The sequence below is a fragment of the Saccharopolyspora flava genome, from assembly GCF_900116135.1.
Classification (GTDB): Bacteria; Actinomycetota; Actinomycetes; order Mycobacteriales; family Pseudonocardiaceae; genus Saccharopolyspora; species Saccharopolyspora flava.
Genome location: NZ_FOZX01000005.1, coordinates 275,383 through 291,348, shown reverse-complemented (window position 1 = coordinate 291,348; position 15,966 = coordinate 275,383). Strand labels below are relative to the sequence as shown.

The following is a 15,966-nucleotide window of genomic DNA, read 5'->3' as shown; positions in this document are numbered from 1 at the left end:
AGTGGGGATGTGGGACAACCTGTGGCTGGGGATCTCCACGGCCCTCACCCCGGTGAACCTGCTGTGGTGCCTGGTCGGGGTGGTGCTGGGCACCGTGATCGGTCTGCTGCCCGGGATGGGGTCGGCGACCGGGGTGGCGATTCTGATCCCGATGACGCTGACCGTCGAGCCCGTCACCGCCCTGATCCTGCTCGCCGGTATCTACTACGGCGCCCAGTACGGCGGCACGATCACCTCGGTGCTGCTGTCGACCCCGGGTGAGGCCGCCAGCGTGGTGACCACGCTGGACGGGTATCAGATGGCGCGGCAGGGCCGGGCGGGTGCGGCGCTGGCGATCGCGGCGATCGGCTCGTTCACCGCCGCACTGGTCTCGCTGGTGCTGTTGGCGGCGGTGGCGCCGCCGATCGCGCAGGTGGCGTTGCGGTTCGGGCCGCCGGAGAACCTCGCGGTGATGGTGCTGGCGCTGGTGACGATGGTGGTGCTCACGACCGGTTCCACGGCGCGGGCCGCGGCGATGGCCGCGGTGGGGGTGCTGATCGCCTGCGTGGGCATCGACGCCGGAACCGGGCAGGCCCGCTACACCTTCGGCAGCATCAACCTGCTCTCCGGCATCCCCTACGTGGAGGTCGTCATCGGCCTGTTCGCCGTCGGTGAGGTGCTGCACCAGATCCGGGCCGGTGCGGTGCGCCCGATCCGGGCGAGCTTCCGCGACCTGGTCATCCGGCGGCAGGACGTGCGGGATTCGGCGGGGGCGATCGGGCGCGGCAGCCTCGTCGGGTTCGCGCTGGGCACCCTGCCCGGCGCCGGGTCCACTTTGGCGTCGTTTCTGGCCTACGGGCTGGAAAAACGTCTCTCCCGCAACCGCGCGGCCTTCGGGCACGGCGCGATCCAGGGGGTGGCCGCGCCTGAGAGCGCCAACAACGCCGCCGCCAACGCCAACTTCATCCCCACCCTGACCCTGGGCATCCCGGGCGGGGCCACCACCGCCGTGCTGCTGGGTGCGCTGACGGTCTACGGCATCCAGCCCGGGCCGCTGCTGTTCACCGAACAACCGGAGCTGGTGTGGGGTTTGCTGGTGTCGTTCTTCATCGGCAACGTCATCCTGCTGGTGCTCAACCTGCCGCTGGCGCCGGTGTTCGCGCAGCTGCTGCGGGTGCCCTACGGGCTGCTGTACCCGCTGATCCTCATGACCTGCTTCGTCGGTGCCTTCGCCATCGACAACAACCTGTTCTCGGTGGTGCTGGTGGCGGTGTTCGGTCTGCTCGGCTACGGCATGAAACGCCTCGATCTGCCGATGGCGCCGCTGGTGGTCGGGGTGGTCATCGGGGGTCTGCTGGAGAAAGCGCTGGTGCAGTCCTCGGCGATCTTCGACGGCAACCTGGCGCTGCTGGCCACCCGACCGATCGCCGTGGTGATCCTGGCCCTGGCCGCGGCCGCGCTCATCACTCCCCTGCTGGCCCGCCGCCGGGCGGGAAGGAAGGAACACGCCGATGTCCGATGAACTGCTGGTCGACGCCGACGGGCCCGTGCTGCGGGTGCGGTTCAACCGCCCCGCTCAGCGCAACGCCATGAGCTGGAGCATGTACGACGGGCTGGTCGCCGCGATCGACCGCGCCGAATCCGATCCCGCGATCCGGGTGGTGGTGCTGCGCGGTGCGGGCACCGAGGCGTTCGTGGCCGGCACCGACATCGCCCAGTTCACCGAGTTCACCAGCGGTGAGGACGGGGTGGCCTACGAGCGGCGGATGGAAGCGGTGTTCGGGCGGCTGGAGGCCTGCTCGGTGCCGACGGTGGCGGCGATCTCCGGCTACTGCGTGGGTGCGGGGCTGGCCATCGCCGCGGCCTGCGACCTGCGGGTGGCCACCGGCACGGCCCGTTTCGGGGTGCCGGTGGCCCGCACGCTGGGCAACTGCCTGGCGATGAACACCGCCTCGATGCTGGTGTTTCACCTCGGGCCGTCTCGTGCCAAGGACGTGCTGCTGCGGGCCCGGATGCTCACCGCCGAGCAGGGCCACGACGCGGGTTTCGTCCACGAGCTCTGCGCTGTCGACGAGCTGGATGCGGTGGTGGCGTCGGTGACCGAGCGGCTGGTGGCCCACGCGCCGCTGACGATGTGGGCGAGCAAGGAGGCCATCCGCCGGCTGCGGCTGGCCTCGATGCCCGACGGGGACGACCTGGTGCGCACCGTGTTCGGCAGCGACGACTTCCACCGCGGTGTGCGGGCGTTCATCGACAAGACCCCGCACACCTGGAGTGGCTCCTAACCGTCCACATCGGACAGGGTGTGGTTCAGGCGCAGCCGGCGGGTGGGGTGCAGGTCGGTGAGGAACCGCTGGTCGTGGGAGACCACGATCAGCGCGCCCCGGTAGGTGCGCAGCGCGGCCGCGAGGTGCTCGACGCCTGCGAGGTCGAGGTTGTTGGTGGGTTCGTCGAGCATGAGCAGTTGCGGGGCGGGTTCGGCCAGCAGCACCACCGCCAGGCTCGCCCGCAGCGCCTCCCCACCCGAGAGGCTGCCGGCGGGCTGGTCGGCGCGGCGGCCGGCAAACCCCAGCCGCGCCAGCCCGGCCCGCACCCGGTTGTCGCCGAGTCCCGGTGCCGCGGCCGCGACGTTGCCGGCGACGCTGCGGTCGGGGTCGAGCAGGTCGAGGCGTTGCGGCAGCAGCCGCACCGGCACCGGCACCTCCACCACCCCCTGCTCGGGTTCCAGGTCACCGGCCAGCACGCGCAGCAGCGTGGTCTTGCCGGTGCCGTTGTCGCCCAGCAGCGCCACCCGTTGCGGGCCGTAAATGTCGAGATCCACCCGCGCCCCGGTGTGGGGCAGCACGACCTCCCGCAGCCGCGCCACGCTGCGCCCGGCGGGCACGGTGGTGGCCGGCAGGTCCAGGCGGATCACCGGATCCTCCTCGCGCACCGCTTCCTCGGCCTGGCGGCGGGCGTGGCGGGCGGCTTCGAGGCGCTGCTGGTGCAGGCCGGTGAGCTTGCCCGCCGATTTCTGGGCGGCGCGGCGCCGGGCCCCGGCGAGGATCTTGGGCATGTTCTCCCCCGCCCGTGCGCCCTGCTTGCGTCGTTTGGCGACGCTGTGCTGCGCCTGGGTCAGGTCGCGGTGCTGGCGGCGCTCGTCGGCCTCGGCGGTGCGCAGCGCCTGCTGCGCGGCGGCCTGCTGGGTGGCCAGGGCCTGCTCGTAGGAGCTGAAACCGCCGCCGTGGACGGTGATGCGGCCCTGGTGCAGCTCGGCGATGCGATCCACCGATTCCAGCAGGTCGCGGTCGTGGGAGACCACGACGCACACCCCGTGCCGCCACCCGGCCAGGGCTCGGGCGACGCGCTGGCGGGCCGGGTGGTCGAGGTTGTTGGTGGGTTCGTCGAGAAGCAGCACCCCGGGGCGGGCCAGCAGCAGCGCCGCCAGGTGCAGCAGCACCGCCTGCCCGCCGGAAAGCGCCGCGACTTCGGTGTCCAGGGGCAGGCCGTCGAGGCCGAGGTCGGCCAGCAGGGCGTGGGCGCGCTGCTCGACGTCCCAGTCCTGCCCGATGGTCTCCAGGTGCTGCGGGGTGACCTGGCCGCGCTCCACCGCCGCCAGGGCGGCCAGGGTTTGCTCGATGCCCAGCACCTGCGCCACCCGCGTCCCAGTACGGGTGGTGAGGTTCTGCGGCAGCACCGCCACCGGACCCGGGACGCTGATGCTGCCGCGGGTGGGCTGCAGGGTGGACGTGAGCAGCCGCAGCAGGGTGGTCTTGCCGCTGCCGTTGGCGCCGATCAGCCCGGTCACACCCGGTGGGAAGGTGACCGTGAGACCGGTGAACGCGCTGGTGCCATCAGGCCAGGTGTGGGACAGGTCGGTGCAGATCACCGAAGAGGACATGGGTGTTCTCGCCTTCGCCGTGCGGTCGATTCGGGCCAGGCGAGCACGCGGGCCACCGCGCGCGACGCGCCGGAGGTGGTGCGGGGTCTCATCGAGGGCTCGCCTGCCCACGCCCACCGGCAACCACCAGCCCGGACCTATCCGGGAGGGGTGCGCGCGTGGAGCGTGGTGTCACCAGGGGGTCCTCAGATGAGCAACGGGCACCTCTCTCGGCGGCGGCAGGACGCCCGGGATGCTACCGGCCCGTCCCGGGCGGGCGCGCGTGAATTTATCGGCACCACTCGGCCAGGGCGGTCACGGTCCGCCAGTTCCGGCAGGTCACCGGTGTGCCGAGGTGGCGTTGCAGGTGCGCGGTGGTCAGCTTCGAGCGCCCCACCCCGTCGGGGTAGTGCAGCGCGATCTCGCCGTCGACGCGCTGGGCGCGCTCGCGGGCGGGGATCGGCATGGCCGCCACGGTCTCACCGGCCACAGGCGTGAGGGGGAACGCGACCTGCAGGTGGGTGGGGTCGGGGTCGTCGGCGGCGAAGGGATGCCCGACCGTGGCGAGCGCGGCCAGCTGCTCACCCGTGCGGATCATGACCTCGGTGTCCAGGCCCTCGCCGCGCAGCGCCGCCCGCACCGCCTCGGCCACCTCCGCGGCGTCGTCGGTGGTGCTGGTGAACACGGCGTTGCCCGACTGCAGGTAGGTGCGCACCTCGCCCGCGCCCAGGCCGGTGAGGATGTCGCGCAGCCGCGCCATCGGCAGCCGCCCGCGGCCACCGAGGTTGACCGCCCGCAACAACGCCACGTAGGTGTTCACATCAGCTCATGCTGCCCGAGACCTCCGACATCACCGCTGCGCGCGGGCCAGGGCCTCGTCCAGATCAGCGGTCTGCTCGAACAACTCCGACAGCCCGGTCAGCTCCAGCACCCGCCGCACCCGGCCACCGCCGGGCACCACCAGCAGCCGCGCCTGCCGTCGCCCGGCGGCGTGGCGGGCCATCATCAGCAGATCCAGCACCGCGCTGCTGGCGAACCCGACCTCGGAGAGGTCCAGGATCGCGGTGTGCAGGCGCGCGGCGGTCAGGCGCTGGCGCAGGACCTCGGTGATGCGCGGCAGTCCGGCCATGTCGACCTCGCCGCCGATCGAGACCAGCACCACGCCGCGCTGCGGCCACTGCACGCGCACCCGTAACGCCGAGGCCGTGCGGGCGTGGCTGCCGAACCGGGCCTCGGCGGCTGCGCGAGGCGCGACGATCTCGCCGTCACCGTGACTGGTGCCGGTGGGCATGGATCGGGAGACGATCACGCTACCCCCTTCGTGGTCGGCCGATGAGCTCTCACCCGGCGCCTTCCGCGCGACGGCACCCGCCGTGCGCTGGGGAGATCGCACAGGCGGTGCGTGCGGTGACGACCGGGAGGGGAATGCACCACCACCGTAGGAGCCGTGTCCACCGCACAACAAGCAGCAACACTTTCGTGTGAAATCGTGGGGTGGTTCAGCGCAGGGCGGTGTCGAGGAAGTCGGCGATGAGGTTCCACGTCGCCGGCGCCTGACCGGTCGTTCCCCCGCCGGCGGTGTGCTCGACCTCGCGGGGCGTGAAATCACGCGTCTCGTCGAGGTAGTCGTGCTCGTGCACCCGCCCCCGCATCGCGTACAACGTCGCCGGCACCCCCGCCTCGCGCAGCGCCTCGAACAACACCCGGCTCTGCTGGAAGGGCACCAGCGGGTCGTCGGTGCCGTGCAGGATCAGCCACGGCGGGCACCCGGCCCGCACCCACTTCGACGGGTCGGCCTCGGCGACCCGCTCGGGCACCGTCTGGATCTCCGCGCCGATCAACCGCGACTCCGGCGACACCGCGTCGTCGTGGCCCCGGGTTCCGCCGGTGATCGCGTTGAACCGCTCGATCGCCCCCTCGGGCATGTGCGCGTCCATGCTCAGGAAATCCGTCGGCCCGTACAGGTCCACCACCGCCTGCACCTCGCTGGAGACCGACGTGGGCCCCAGATCGCCCTCCATGCCCACCACCCCGGCGGTGGCGCCGAGCATGCTGGCCAGCCACCCGCCGGAGGAGTTGCCCATGACCGCGATCCGCTCACCGTCGAGGCCGTAGCGGGCCGCGTGGGCCCGCAACCACCGCACCGCGGCCTTGCCGTCGTGGACCTGGGCGGGAAAGCGGTCCTGGGAGCTCGAGCGCACCGCCACCGCCGCCACCGCATACCCCCGCGCGCACAACGCGCGCGCGACCCGCTCACCGCCGGTGGTGCCGTTGTCCGAACGCCACGCCGACCCCGCCGACCACAGCACCACCGGCACCGCACCGGAGGTCTCGGCAGGCAAGTACAGGTCCATGCGGTGGGCGTTGCCGATCCGGGGCGCATAAGCCAGATCCCGCATCGCCACGTAGGGGTGACCGCCGGTGGCGCGCGGCTGGGCGAGCATCCCCCACACCGTCACCACACCGGCCGCCACGCTCAACCAACCCAGCCGCACTGCCCCACCGCCTGTCCACGCACCCGGAAACGATCAAGAACCCACCATGCCAAGATCGAACCCGTCTGGGAAGACGATCAGCCGAACGCGCTGGTGCGCGAGCGCCGGGATGGCGAGTTCTCGCCTCCGGCGGCGTGCTTGCCACCGGAGACCGGCCGCCACACCTGCCCCACCGACAGCACCAGCCCGGTCTCGTCGGCATCGACGGTGACCTCGTCACCGGCACCGGCCCGCCCCAACAGCACCAGCTGCGCCAGCCGGGTGTCGAGCTCGCGGGAGATCACCCGGCGCAGCGGCCGCGCCCCGAACTCCGGCTGGTGACCGCGTTCGACCAGCCAGTCCAGACCCGCCTCGGTCACCGCCAGCCGCATGCCCTTCTCGCCCAGCTGGGCGCGGGTGCGCTCCAGCAGCAGCGAGGCGATGCGCCGCAGCTCGACGGTCCCCAGCGGGCGGAAGACGACCACGTCGTCGATGCGGTTGAGGAACTCCGGGCGGAAGAACGCCCGCAACGCCTCACCCACCGCGTCCTCATCGATCGCGGTCTCGTCCTGCCCGGCGTGCAGGATCCGCTCCGCACCCAGGTTGGAGGTCATGATGATCACCACGTTGCGGAAATCGACCACCCGCCCCTGCGCGTCGGTCAACCGGCCCGCGTCGAGGACCTGCAGCAACGTGTTGAACACATCCGGGTGGGCCTTTTCGACCTCGTCGAACAGCACCACCGAGTACGGTTGCCGCCGCACCCGGTCGGTGAGCTGACCCGCGGTCTCGCCGTAGCCGACGTAGCCGGGCGGGGCGCCGATGAGCCGCGACACCGAGTGCTTCTCCTGGAACTCGCCCATGTCCAGCCGCAGCACCCGCTCGGTGTCACCGAACAACGCCTGCGCCAAGGCGCGGGCCAGTTCGGTCTTGCCGACACCGGTGGGGCCCAGGAACAGGAAGTTGCCGATCGGGCGCTGCGGATCGGCCAGCCCCACCCGCGCCCGGCGCACCGCCTCGGCCACCACCGACACCGCCTGGTCCTGGCCCACCACGCTGCGGCGCAGCTGCTCCTCCAGCTCCACCAGACGCTGGGCCTCGGCGGCGGTGAGATCGGCGACCGGGATGCCGGTGCGGGTGGCCACCACGTCGGCCACGTCATCGGCGACCACCGTCGGCTCGAACACCGCCGCCGCCCGCACCTGCCCACCGCGGCGCAACCGCACCCGGCTGCAGGCCTGATCGAGCAGGTCCACGGCCTTGTCGGGCAGGAACCGGTCGGTGATGTAGCGCTGCGAGAGCTCGGCGGCGGCCCGCAGCGCGGCCTCGTCGATGCGCACCCGGTGGTGGCGCTGGTAGCGCTCGGCCAGCCCGCGCAGCACGATCACCGTCTCCTCCACGCTGGGCTCACCCACGGTGATCGGGGCGAAGCGGCGTTCCAGCGCCGGGTCCTTCTCGATGTGCTTGCGGTACTCCTCGATGGTGGTGGCCCCCAGCAGCCGCACCTCGCCGCGCGCCAGCGCGGGTTTGAGCATCGTGCCGGCGTCCATCGAGCCCTCCCCGGCCCCGGCGCCGACGATGGCGTGCAGCTCGTCGATGAACACCAGCACCGAGTCGCGGTGCGCGCGGATCTCGCCGAGCACGTCGCGAAACCGCGACTCGAACTCGCCCCGGTACTTCGCCCCGGCCACCATCCCGGCCAGATCCAGCGACACCACCCGCAGATCGGCCAGCGACCACGGCACCTCACCGGCCACGATCCGCCGCGCCAGCCCCTCCACGATCGCGGTCTTGCCGACGCCGGGATCGCCCACGAACACCGGGTTGTTCTTCGACCGCCGCCCCAGCACCTCGATGGCCTGCTCGATCTCCTCGTCGCGGCCCACCACCGGGTCGAGCTTGCCCGCACGGGCCAGCTCGGTGAGATCCATCCCGAACTCGTCCAGCCGCGGCGTCAGGCTCAGCACCCCGCGCCCGTCACCGCCCTCCCCGAGCTCGATCGCGCGCGCCAGCGCCCGCCCGGCCACCGAGTCGGCGTCGGCTGCCAGCCCCAGCACCACGTGCCGGGCCCCGACCACATCGGCGCCTTCGGCCAAGGCTTGCCGGTAGGCGCCCAGCAGCGCCCGCCGCGCGGCCGGCGAGAGCACCGGCTGGCCCTGCAGCAGCGGTTCCTGCACGGCCATCACCGCCGAGCGCACCGCCTCGGCCAGCTCGGCCACCCGCACACCCGAGGAGGTCAGCAGCTCGGCGGTGGCCTGCACGCGCGTGACCGCCCACAGCAGATGGGTGCTGTCGAGCTCCCGCGAACCCCACTCCACGGTGGCGCGCACGGCCTTGGAAACCACCTCGTGGGCCTGGTCGTCCAGCAGCGCCGACAGCGTCGCCGACCCCGGCGCGGACTCGCCCGAACCGGCCAGCACATCGCGGAACAGCGAGTCGAAGGCGGCAGAGGAGTCTCCGGCACCGCCGCGATCCAACCGGGCCACCTCCACACGCCACGCACTCCGACGACACCGGGAGCCGATCACCGGCCCGTCACCCCGCACCCGGCGCGGTGGCCTCCACCGGCCACTGCGCCGGGAGGCCACCACGCGGTGGTGCCGTCACCAAACCCCTGCGCGCGCAACGCGTCCCCCGCCGCACCCCGAACCAACCGGTGCCGTCGCGCGCGTGATCATTGTGGCACGACGCCCGATTCGGGCCCGGCGCGGGGCGGGTCGGGTCAGCCGGCGCGCTTCTGCGCCTGCTCGATCGCGTCGGCCAGGCGCGAGAGCTCCTTGCCGATGTGGGACAGACGCTCCGACATCACGCTGGCGTGGCCTGACAGCGGGCCCACGTGCCCGGCGGCGCGCAGCCACTCGGTGACCCCCGACAGGCCACCGGACATGCCTTCCACGGTCAGCGAGAAACCCCGCATGACCTTCTCGATCTCCTCGACGCTGTGGGCCACGCCCGGGTCGCGCAACCGCTCGCCCAGCGCCACGGTCGCCTCACCGACCTGCCGGGCGACCTCCGAGGAGTAGCCGGAGTCGCCTCCGCCGTCCTCGCCGCCGCGCGTGCGGCGGGAGGGCGGGCCGTGCTTGCCCGCCTGTGACGACGAGTGGTCGGAATGTCCTGCGGCAGTCATAGCGAACCAATCAACCCGAATCCAGTACCAACTCCACCCCGACCGCCACGTGCCCCGCCCGATCCGACCTGGCTTGTCCGGATCGCGGGTTCGTCGCAGCACAGGAGCAGGTGCGCAAGAGGTTAGCGCGTCCACCCGGCCCGCGGTGAAGCCGTTGCGCAAGCCTTATCCGCCGCGCCGCAAGCCCTCGCGAGCCCACCAGCCAAGATCACCCACGGGCATCGCGCGGGCGCGCACGGTGATCGCATCAGGTGTCGCCGAGCTCGTCGAGCAGCCGGGTGATCTCGGCGTCGGTGGTGGCGGCGAAGTCGCGGTAGTACTGGCCGACGGCGGCGAACCCGACCGGCTGCAGCACGCACACCACCGCATCGGCGTGCCCTCGCAGCGCCCGCACCGACTCGGGTGCGCCGACGGGCACGGCCAGCACCAGCCGCCGCGGGCCGGTCTCGGCGAGCATGCCCAGGGCCGCGCGGACGGTGGCGCCGGTGGCCAGCCCGTCGTCGACCAGCAGCGCCTCCCGCCCGCCGAGTTCCGGGCGGTCGGCGTGGTAGCGGTGTTCGCGGCGGGCGGCCTCGGCCCGTTCCCGCTCGCAGTCCCCGGCCACCTCCGCGGGGGTGAGGCCGAACGAGCGCAGCAGCGCATGGTCGTAGCCGGGCGGGCCGTGCGCGGTGACCGCGCCGAGGGCGAGTTCGGGCTGGCCGGGCGCGCCGATCTTGCGGGCCACGCACACCCGCAGCGGCGCCGCCAGCGCCCGCGCGACCTCCGCGGCCACCGGCACCCCGCCCCGGGCCAGCCCGAACACCACCGGATCGGCCAGATCCAGCCCGCCCAGGTGCTCGGCCAGCACGCGGCCGGCGTGGGCGCGGTCGCGGTAGCCGGTGGCCGGCGACGGGCGGGAACGCATGCGCGGCATCAGCGGGCCTCCTCGCGAACACCCCGGGGGTGCCCACCGGCGCGGGCACCCCAAACCGGCTAGCCCCGCAGGTCCTGCACCGCCAGCACCCGCAGCCGGTTGAGGGCGGCGGCGACCTCCAGGGGCCGGGGCACGGCGAAGTCACCGACGAAGCGCTCGTCGACGGCCGCCACACCGCGCTCGGCGACGTCGGCGGCCCACTCGCGCAGCACCTCGGCCAGCACGCGCCGGTCGAACCGGCCGCGTCGCGCCAGGTTCACCAGCGCCAGGCCGATGCCGGTGACCTGGGAGGAGTCGGCGATCTGCTCGACCCCGCGCAGCTCGATGGTCGACTCGCCCACCGTCAGGGCGTCGGTGCCGCGGGCGCGGATCTTGGGCCGCTCGGTGGGGATGCTGCGGCCGTGCACCACGCGGTGGCGCAGCGGCGGATACCCGTCGGCTTCGCTGCGGCGCCCGGTGGGCCGGTCCCGGGCCAGTTCCCGGGCGCGGTCGGTGACGTCGTGGGCGCGGTAGGCATCGAGCATCAGGACCCGGTCGGCGACGTCCATGTAGTCGCCCGAGCCGCCCATGACCAGCACGGTGGACACGGCGTGGGTGGTGTGCAGGGGGCGGATGAGGTCGACGAACGGGGTCAGCGGTTCGGCGTCCTTGGCCACCAGGGCCTGCATGCGGGCGTCGCGGATCATCAGGTTGGTCGCGGCGGTGTCCTCGTCGACCAGCAGCACTCCGGCGCCGGCTTCGACGGCTTCGGTGATCGCCGCGGCCTGCGAGGTCGAGCCGGAGGCGTTGTCGGTGGAGAAGTCGCGGGTGTCGGCGCCGGTGGGCAGGTGGGAGACGAACGGGCTGACGTCGACCCGGTGCACCCGCCTGCCGTCCTCGGCGCGGACCTTGACCGCGTCGTCGCGGGCCACGACCAGTTCGCGCCCGTCGCCGGGCACGTGGTCGTAGACGCCGTGCTCGAGGGCGCGCAGCAGGGTCGATTTGCCGTGGAAGCCGCCGCCGACGATCAGGGTGATGCCTTCGGGCACGCCCATGCCGGTGACGCGGCCGCGGTGCGGCAGGTCGACGCTGACCCGCATCGAGTCCGGGGAGGCGAAGGGCACTCCGTCGGGCAGGGCGCGGTCGTCGACGCCGCTGCGGCGGGCGAGCATGGCGCCGTCGGCCACGAACGCCACCAGCCCGAGGTCGGGCAGGGCGCGGCGCAGGGCGTCGGTGTCGACGACGGTGCGCACGAACTCCTCGGCGGCGGCCTGGTCGGCGACCTCCCAGCGCAGGGCGGCGTCGACGACGTCGGGCAGCTGGTCGCAGAGGGTGTGGGCGGCGGCGTGGCCGTCGATGCTGCGGCCGCGACCGGGCAGGTCGATGCCCAGGCGCACGCGCACGGTGCCGTCGTGGATCTGGCACGAGCTGCGGTCGAGAACCTCCTGGCCGCCGGCGTCGACGCGCAGCCGGCTGTCGGCGAGTTCGCGGTGCAGGGCGCGGGCGAGGTAGCCGGCCAGGGCGCGGGCCCGCACCGGGGTGTCCCACAGGTGGGTGGGCAGTGCCGCGGTGGCGGCGTCGACGGTGACCTGCACGCGGCTGGCCGGGGCGTAGGGGTCGGGCTGCACGCGCTGGATCTGCAGGCAGAACTGGTCGAAGCGCCAGATGCCGGTCAGCGGCTTGTAGCGGCCGTAGCCGCTGCCGTGCATGCCGCGCAGTTCCCGGCGCAGCCGTTCGCCGTCGCCGCGGGGGCTGTCGGGGTCGCGCTGCGGGGTGGCCGCGCGGGTGCTGCTGCTGCGGCGGGGTCCGCCCCGGCCGCCGTAGTGCTGTGCCATGGCCACACTGCTACCGCAGCCGCGGCGTGAACTCCAACTCGGGGACACAGTGGACACACTGTGGACGGTGGCGGGCCGGGCATCTTAGCGGTGATTACGAAACACCGGCGCGTCGGTATCCGGCATCGGCGCCGTCACCGGGTTACCCTCCTTGCGCGCGCAAGATCACCCCGCGTGCGCCCGTGCTCGCCCGACCCCGATGCCGTCCGGCACCGCCCCGCCCGCCCGTGACCCGGGTCCGGCCGGTGCCGACGTGAGGAGGCCGCCCATGTTCCGACACCCCGGTCGCCCCCGCCGCGCCGCGCGCCGCCGCACCGCCGTGGTGTTACTGACCGCGGTGGCCGCCCTCACCGGGGCGGCCCTGCCGGCCCAGGCCGCCGCACCGCGTCCGGACCCGCACGACGGGACGGGCGCGTGGATGGGCTACAGCGCGGGCCCGGCCGATCGCGCCCCGGCGCAGGTGCCGGCGGGTGCGGTGGCCGGCACCGACGTCAGCGGCCACCAGCCGCAGATCGACTGGGCGCGGGCCTGGGCCGACGGCGCCCGGTTCGCCTACGTCAAGGCCACCGAGGGGAGCGGGTTCCGCTCCGACACCTTCGCCGGCCAGACCCAGGGCGCGGCCGGGGTGGGCATGGTGCGCGGCGCCTACCACTTCGCGCTGCCGGACCGCTCGACCGGCGCTCAGCAGGCGCACTTCTTCGTCGACAGCGGCGGCGGGTGGGCGCCGGGCACCGGCACGCTGCCCGGGGTGCTCGACATCGAGCACAACCCCTACGGCGACACCTGCTACGGCCTGGACCCGGTGGCGATGTCGCACTGGATCGCCGATTTCTCCAGCACCTACCAGGCGCGCACCGGCCGGTTCCCGATGATCTACACGACGACGTCGTGGTGGAACCAGTGCACCGGCGGCAACCCGGATTTCGCGGTGAACAATCCGCTGTGGATCGCCCGCTACGCCCCGGAGATCGGGCCGCTGCCCGCGGGCTGGGGGTATCACTCGATCTGGCAGCACGGTGACAGCGGTCCGATGCCCGGTGGTCAGGACGCCTTCAACGGCGACTTCAACCAGCTGCTGGCCTTCGCGGGCTGACCCACCCCGCACGACGACAGCGGGCCCTCTTCCACGGGGAAGAGGGCCCGCTGTCGTCGTGGCGCGGGGCCTACTGGTCGAGCAGGTCCTGCGGGATGGGCTGGTCGTTGGTGATGGCCTCGAACATGCGACTGGCCTTGTCCTTGTCCCAGACGATGACCGAACCGCCGTTGGAGTCGCGGCCGAAGCGCCCGAAGGGCACCTGGGTGGTGATGCCCTGCCCGCTGCTGACATCACCCATGGCCAGGGCCAGCGACATCAGGTGCCAGATGTGGTCGGAGTCGTTGACCAGGAACGTCTTGCTCGCCCCGGAGGCCAGCGGGAACAACCGGAACGGGTTGATCAGCGTGGCCGGGCTGGTGCCCTTGTCGACCAGCGCGCCGAGCAGCTTGCGCTGGTTCTCGGCGCGTTCGAGGTCGCCGCCGTCGAGGGAGTAGCGGGCGCGCACGAAGCCCAGCGCCTGCGGCCCGTCGAGCTCCTGGCAGCCCTGCGGCAGGTGGACGTTGGCCATGTTGTCGTCCATGGGCTTGTCCAGGCAGATGTCCACCCCGCCGACCGCGTCGACGAGGTCGGCGAACCCGCCGAACCCGATCTCAGCGTAGTGGTCGATGTGCACACCGGTGTTCTGCTCGATGGTCTGCGACAGCAGCTGCGGGCCACCGAAGGAGAACGCCGAGTTCAGCTTCGTTTTGCCGTGCCCGGGGATGGACACGTAGGAGTCGCGGGGCAGGCTGATCAGCGCCGGCTGCCCGCCACCGGAGGGGATGTGCACGATCATCATCGAGTCGGTGCGCCGCCCACCGGCGTCGCCGGCCGAGAGCTCCTCGCGCTGGGCCTCGTCGAGCCCTTCGCGGGAGTCCGAGCCCACCAGCAGCCAGTTGCTGCCCGCCGAGTCGGCGGCCTGGCCCTGGAAGTCCAGGGCGGCGGTGCGCTGCAGCATGCTGTCGAAGTAGAACACCAGCGCGCCCAGCAGCACCACGACCACCAGCAGCGCGATGCCGATGCGCCTGCCCCACCGGGGGCGCCGCCGCGGCGGGGGCGGTCCGGGACGCCTGCCCTGGGGCGGCCGTCCGGGCGGCGGTGGTGGTGGCGGCGCGGGGCGCCTGCCCTGCGGAGGCCTGCCGCCGCGGTAGTAGTCGTAGCGGTCGTCGCCGCCCTGGGGCGGCCTTCGCCTCGGCGGTCCGCCCGCCGACCAGTCGCTCATGCTCACACCTGCGTCGGTTGGTGGCGACGCGTCCCGCACGCGCCGCTGTGTGGCGTGCAGCATCGCAGAAGCACGTCGCGCAGGTGGCCGCCGCTATCGAACAGTGATCCGAGGATGCGGGTTTGTGCTGGTGGCGGGAACGAGCGAGATCTCACACCCGCCACCAGCGGCGCATCTCCTAGCTTGCCACGGCCGCCCGCACCGCGGTGGCCCAGCGCTCCAGCGCGGCGTCGACCTGCTCGGCGGTGACCACCAGCGGCGGGATCATGCGCACCACGTTGCCGTGCGGTCCGCAGGTCAGCAGCAGCAGCCCGGCCTCGGCGGCCTCGGCGTGCGCCCGCGCCGCCGTCGCGGCATCGGGCGTGCCGTCGGGCCGGGTGAACTCGTTGCCCAGCATCAGCCCGAGCCCGCGCACGTCACCGATGACCGGGTGGTCGGCGGCGACCTTGCGCAGCCCCTCGGCCAGCCGCGCGCCCTGCTCGGCGGCGTTGGTGACCAGCCCTTCCTGCTCGACGACGTCGAGGGTGGCCAGCGCCGCGGCGGCGGCCACGGCGTTGCCGCCGTAGGTGCCGCCCTGCGACCCGGGCCAGGCCTTGCTCATCAGCTCCTCGCTCGCCGCGATGGCCGAGATCGGGAAGCCGCTGGCCAGGCCCTTGGCGGTGATGAGGATGTCGGGGCGGATGCCGGCGTGGTCGTGGCCCCAGAAGCGCCCGGTGCGCCCGACACCGGTCTGCACCTCGTCGACGATGAGCAGGATGCCGTGGGCGTCGGCGCGTTCGCGCAGCCCGGCCAGGAACGCCGGCGGCGCGGGGATGTAGCCGCCTTCGCCGAGCACGGGTTCGACGATGATCGCGGCGGTGTCGCGCGGGCTGGTCTGGGTCACCAGCAGCTGGTCGAACTCCGCCAGCGCCCGCGACACGGCCTCCTCCACGGTGCACTGCCACCGGTAGGCCTCGGGGAACGGGGTGAACACGACCCCGCCCATCATCGGCCCGATACCGGCGCGCACCTTCACCCCGGAGCTGGTCAGCGCCGCCGCGCCCATCGTGCGCCCGTGGAAACCACCCTGGAAGGCGATGATGTTGGCCCGTCCGGTGGCGTGTCGCGCCAACCGCACAGAGGCTTCGACGGCTTCACTACCGGAGTTGACGTAGAACACCCGGTCCAGGCCCTGCGGGAGCACCTCGCCGAGGCGTTCGGTCAGCGCCAGCAGCGGCTGGTGCATCACGGTCGTGTACTGGCCGTGGATGAGGGTGCCCACCTGGCGCTGGGCGGCCTCGACGACGCAGGGGTGGCAGTGTCCGGTGCTGGTGACGCCGATGCCGGCGGTGAAGTCCAGGTACGGGCGGTCGTCGGTGTCGTAGAGGTAGACCCCTTCGCCGCGCGCGGCCAGCACCGGGGTCGCCTGCTTGAGCGCCGGGGAGAGCTCCGTCATGATCGACTCCAAGCGTGCGGAATGTAGGATTGTTGACAATCTAGGCAGTCATGCAACCATCAGCAGCG

The 15,966-nt window shown here is 73.0% G+C and carries 13 protein-coding genes; 3 read left to right on the top strand and 10 right to left on the bottom strand.

What is annotated here, in order from left to right:
- The first annotated feature begins 7 nt into the window (after positions 1 to 7).
- Both BM424_RS17075 and BM424_RS17070 read left to right on the top strand, forming a co-directional pair.
- Complete coding sequence (locus tag BM424_RS17075) at positions 8 to 1,501, top strand: tripartite tricarboxylate transporter permease (protein WP_093418923.1); 1,494 nt, start codon at positions 8 to 10, stop codon at positions 1,499 to 1,501.
- Positions 1,491 to 2,264, top strand: coding sequence for an enoyl-CoA hydratase/isomerase family protein (locus BM424_RS17070; RefSeq protein WP_093418921.1), 774 nt, complete (start codon positions 1,491 to 1,493; stop codon positions 2,262 to 2,264). The genes BM424_RS17075 and BM424_RS17070 overlap by 11 nt, the downstream gene beginning before the upstream one ends.
- Here BM424_RS17070 and BM424_RS17065 read toward each other — a convergent pair.
- The 8 genes from BM424_RS17065 to BM424_RS17030 all read right to left on the bottom strand — a co-directional run bounded on the left by BM424_RS17065 (position 2,261) and on the right by BM424_RS17030 (position 12,166).
- Positions 2,261 to 3,859 (bottom strand): ATP-binding cassette domain-containing protein, encoded by a 1,599-nt coding sequence (locus tag BM424_RS17065; RefSeq protein WP_093418919.1) that lies wholly within the window; start codon positions 3,857 to 3,859, stop codon positions 2,261 to 2,263. The two genes, BM424_RS17070 and BM424_RS17065, sit on opposite strands and share 4 nt — an antisense overlap.
- A gap of 268 nt (positions 3,860 to 4,127) precedes the next feature.
- On the bottom strand, positions 4,128 to 4,658 hold the full coding sequence (locus BM424_RS17060; protein ID WP_093418917.1) for a DUF1697 domain-containing protein: 531 nt from the start codon (positions 4,656 to 4,658) through the stop codon (positions 4,128 to 4,130).
- 30 nt (positions 4,659 to 4,688) lie between these two features.
- Positions 4,689 to 5,147: an STAS domain-containing protein gene (locus BM424_RS17055; RefSeq protein ID WP_245775907.1), complete on the bottom strand. Its 459-nt coding sequence runs from the start codon at positions 5,145 to 5,147 to the stop codon at positions 4,689 to 4,691.
- Between the two features lie 190 nt (positions 5,148 to 5,337).
- Entirely contained in the window at positions 5,338 to 6,333 is a 996-nt protein-coding gene (locus tag BM424_RS17050; protein ID WP_093418914.1) for an alpha/beta hydrolase, read from the bottom strand.
- 77 nt (positions 6,334 to 6,410) lie between these two features.
- A complete protein-coding gene (locus BM424_RS17045; protein WP_245775906.1) occupies positions 6,411 to 8,798 on the bottom strand; it encodes an ATP-dependent Clp protease ATP-binding subunit in 2,388 nt (795 codons plus the stop codon).
- Between the two features lie 236 nt (positions 8,799 to 9,034).
- Positions 9,035 to 9,439 carry a hypothetical protein gene (locus BM424_RS17040; RefSeq protein ID WP_093418908.1) on the bottom strand — a complete coding sequence of 135 codons (405 nt, stop codon included), beginning with the start codon at positions 9,437 to 9,439 and terminating at the stop codon, positions 9,035 to 9,037.
- Between the two features lie 247 nt (positions 9,440 to 9,686).
- Entirely contained in the window at positions 9,687 to 10,352 is a 666-nt protein-coding gene (locus BM424_RS17035) for a phosphoribosyltransferase (protein WP_093418905.1), read from the bottom strand.
- Between the two features lie 59 nt (positions 10,353 to 10,411).
- The gene (locus BM424_RS17030; protein ID WP_093418903.1) at positions 10,412 to 12,166 is read right to left on the bottom strand and encodes an ABC-ATPase domain-containing protein; all 1,755 of its coding nucleotides are present in this window, start codon (positions 12,164 to 12,166) and stop codon (positions 10,412 to 10,414) included.
- A gap of 268 nt (positions 12,167 to 12,434) precedes the next feature.
- Between BM424_RS17030 and BM424_RS17025 the strand changes: the two genes are divergently transcribed.
- On the top strand, positions 12,435 to 13,259 hold the full coding sequence (locus tag BM424_RS17025) for a lysozyme (protein ID WP_093418900.1): 825 nt from the start codon (positions 12,435 to 12,437) through the stop codon (positions 13,257 to 13,259).
- Between the two features lie 70 nt (positions 13,260 to 13,329).
- On the opposite strand, the gene BM424_RS17020 is transcribed toward BM424_RS17025, so the two are convergent.
- Both BM424_RS17020 and BM424_RS17015 read right to left on the bottom strand, forming a co-directional pair.
- Entirely contained in the window at positions 13,330 to 14,463 is a 1,134-nt protein-coding gene (locus tag BM424_RS17020; protein WP_093418897.1) for an LCP family protein, read from the bottom strand.
- A 178-nt stretch (positions 14,464 to 14,641) separates the two neighbouring features.
- Complete coding sequence (locus BM424_RS17015; protein ID WP_093418895.1) at positions 14,642 to 15,898, bottom strand: aspartate aminotransferase family protein; 1,257 nt, start codon at positions 15,896 to 15,898, stop codon at positions 14,642 to 14,644.
- Positions 15,899 to 15,966 lie beyond the last annotated feature (68 nt).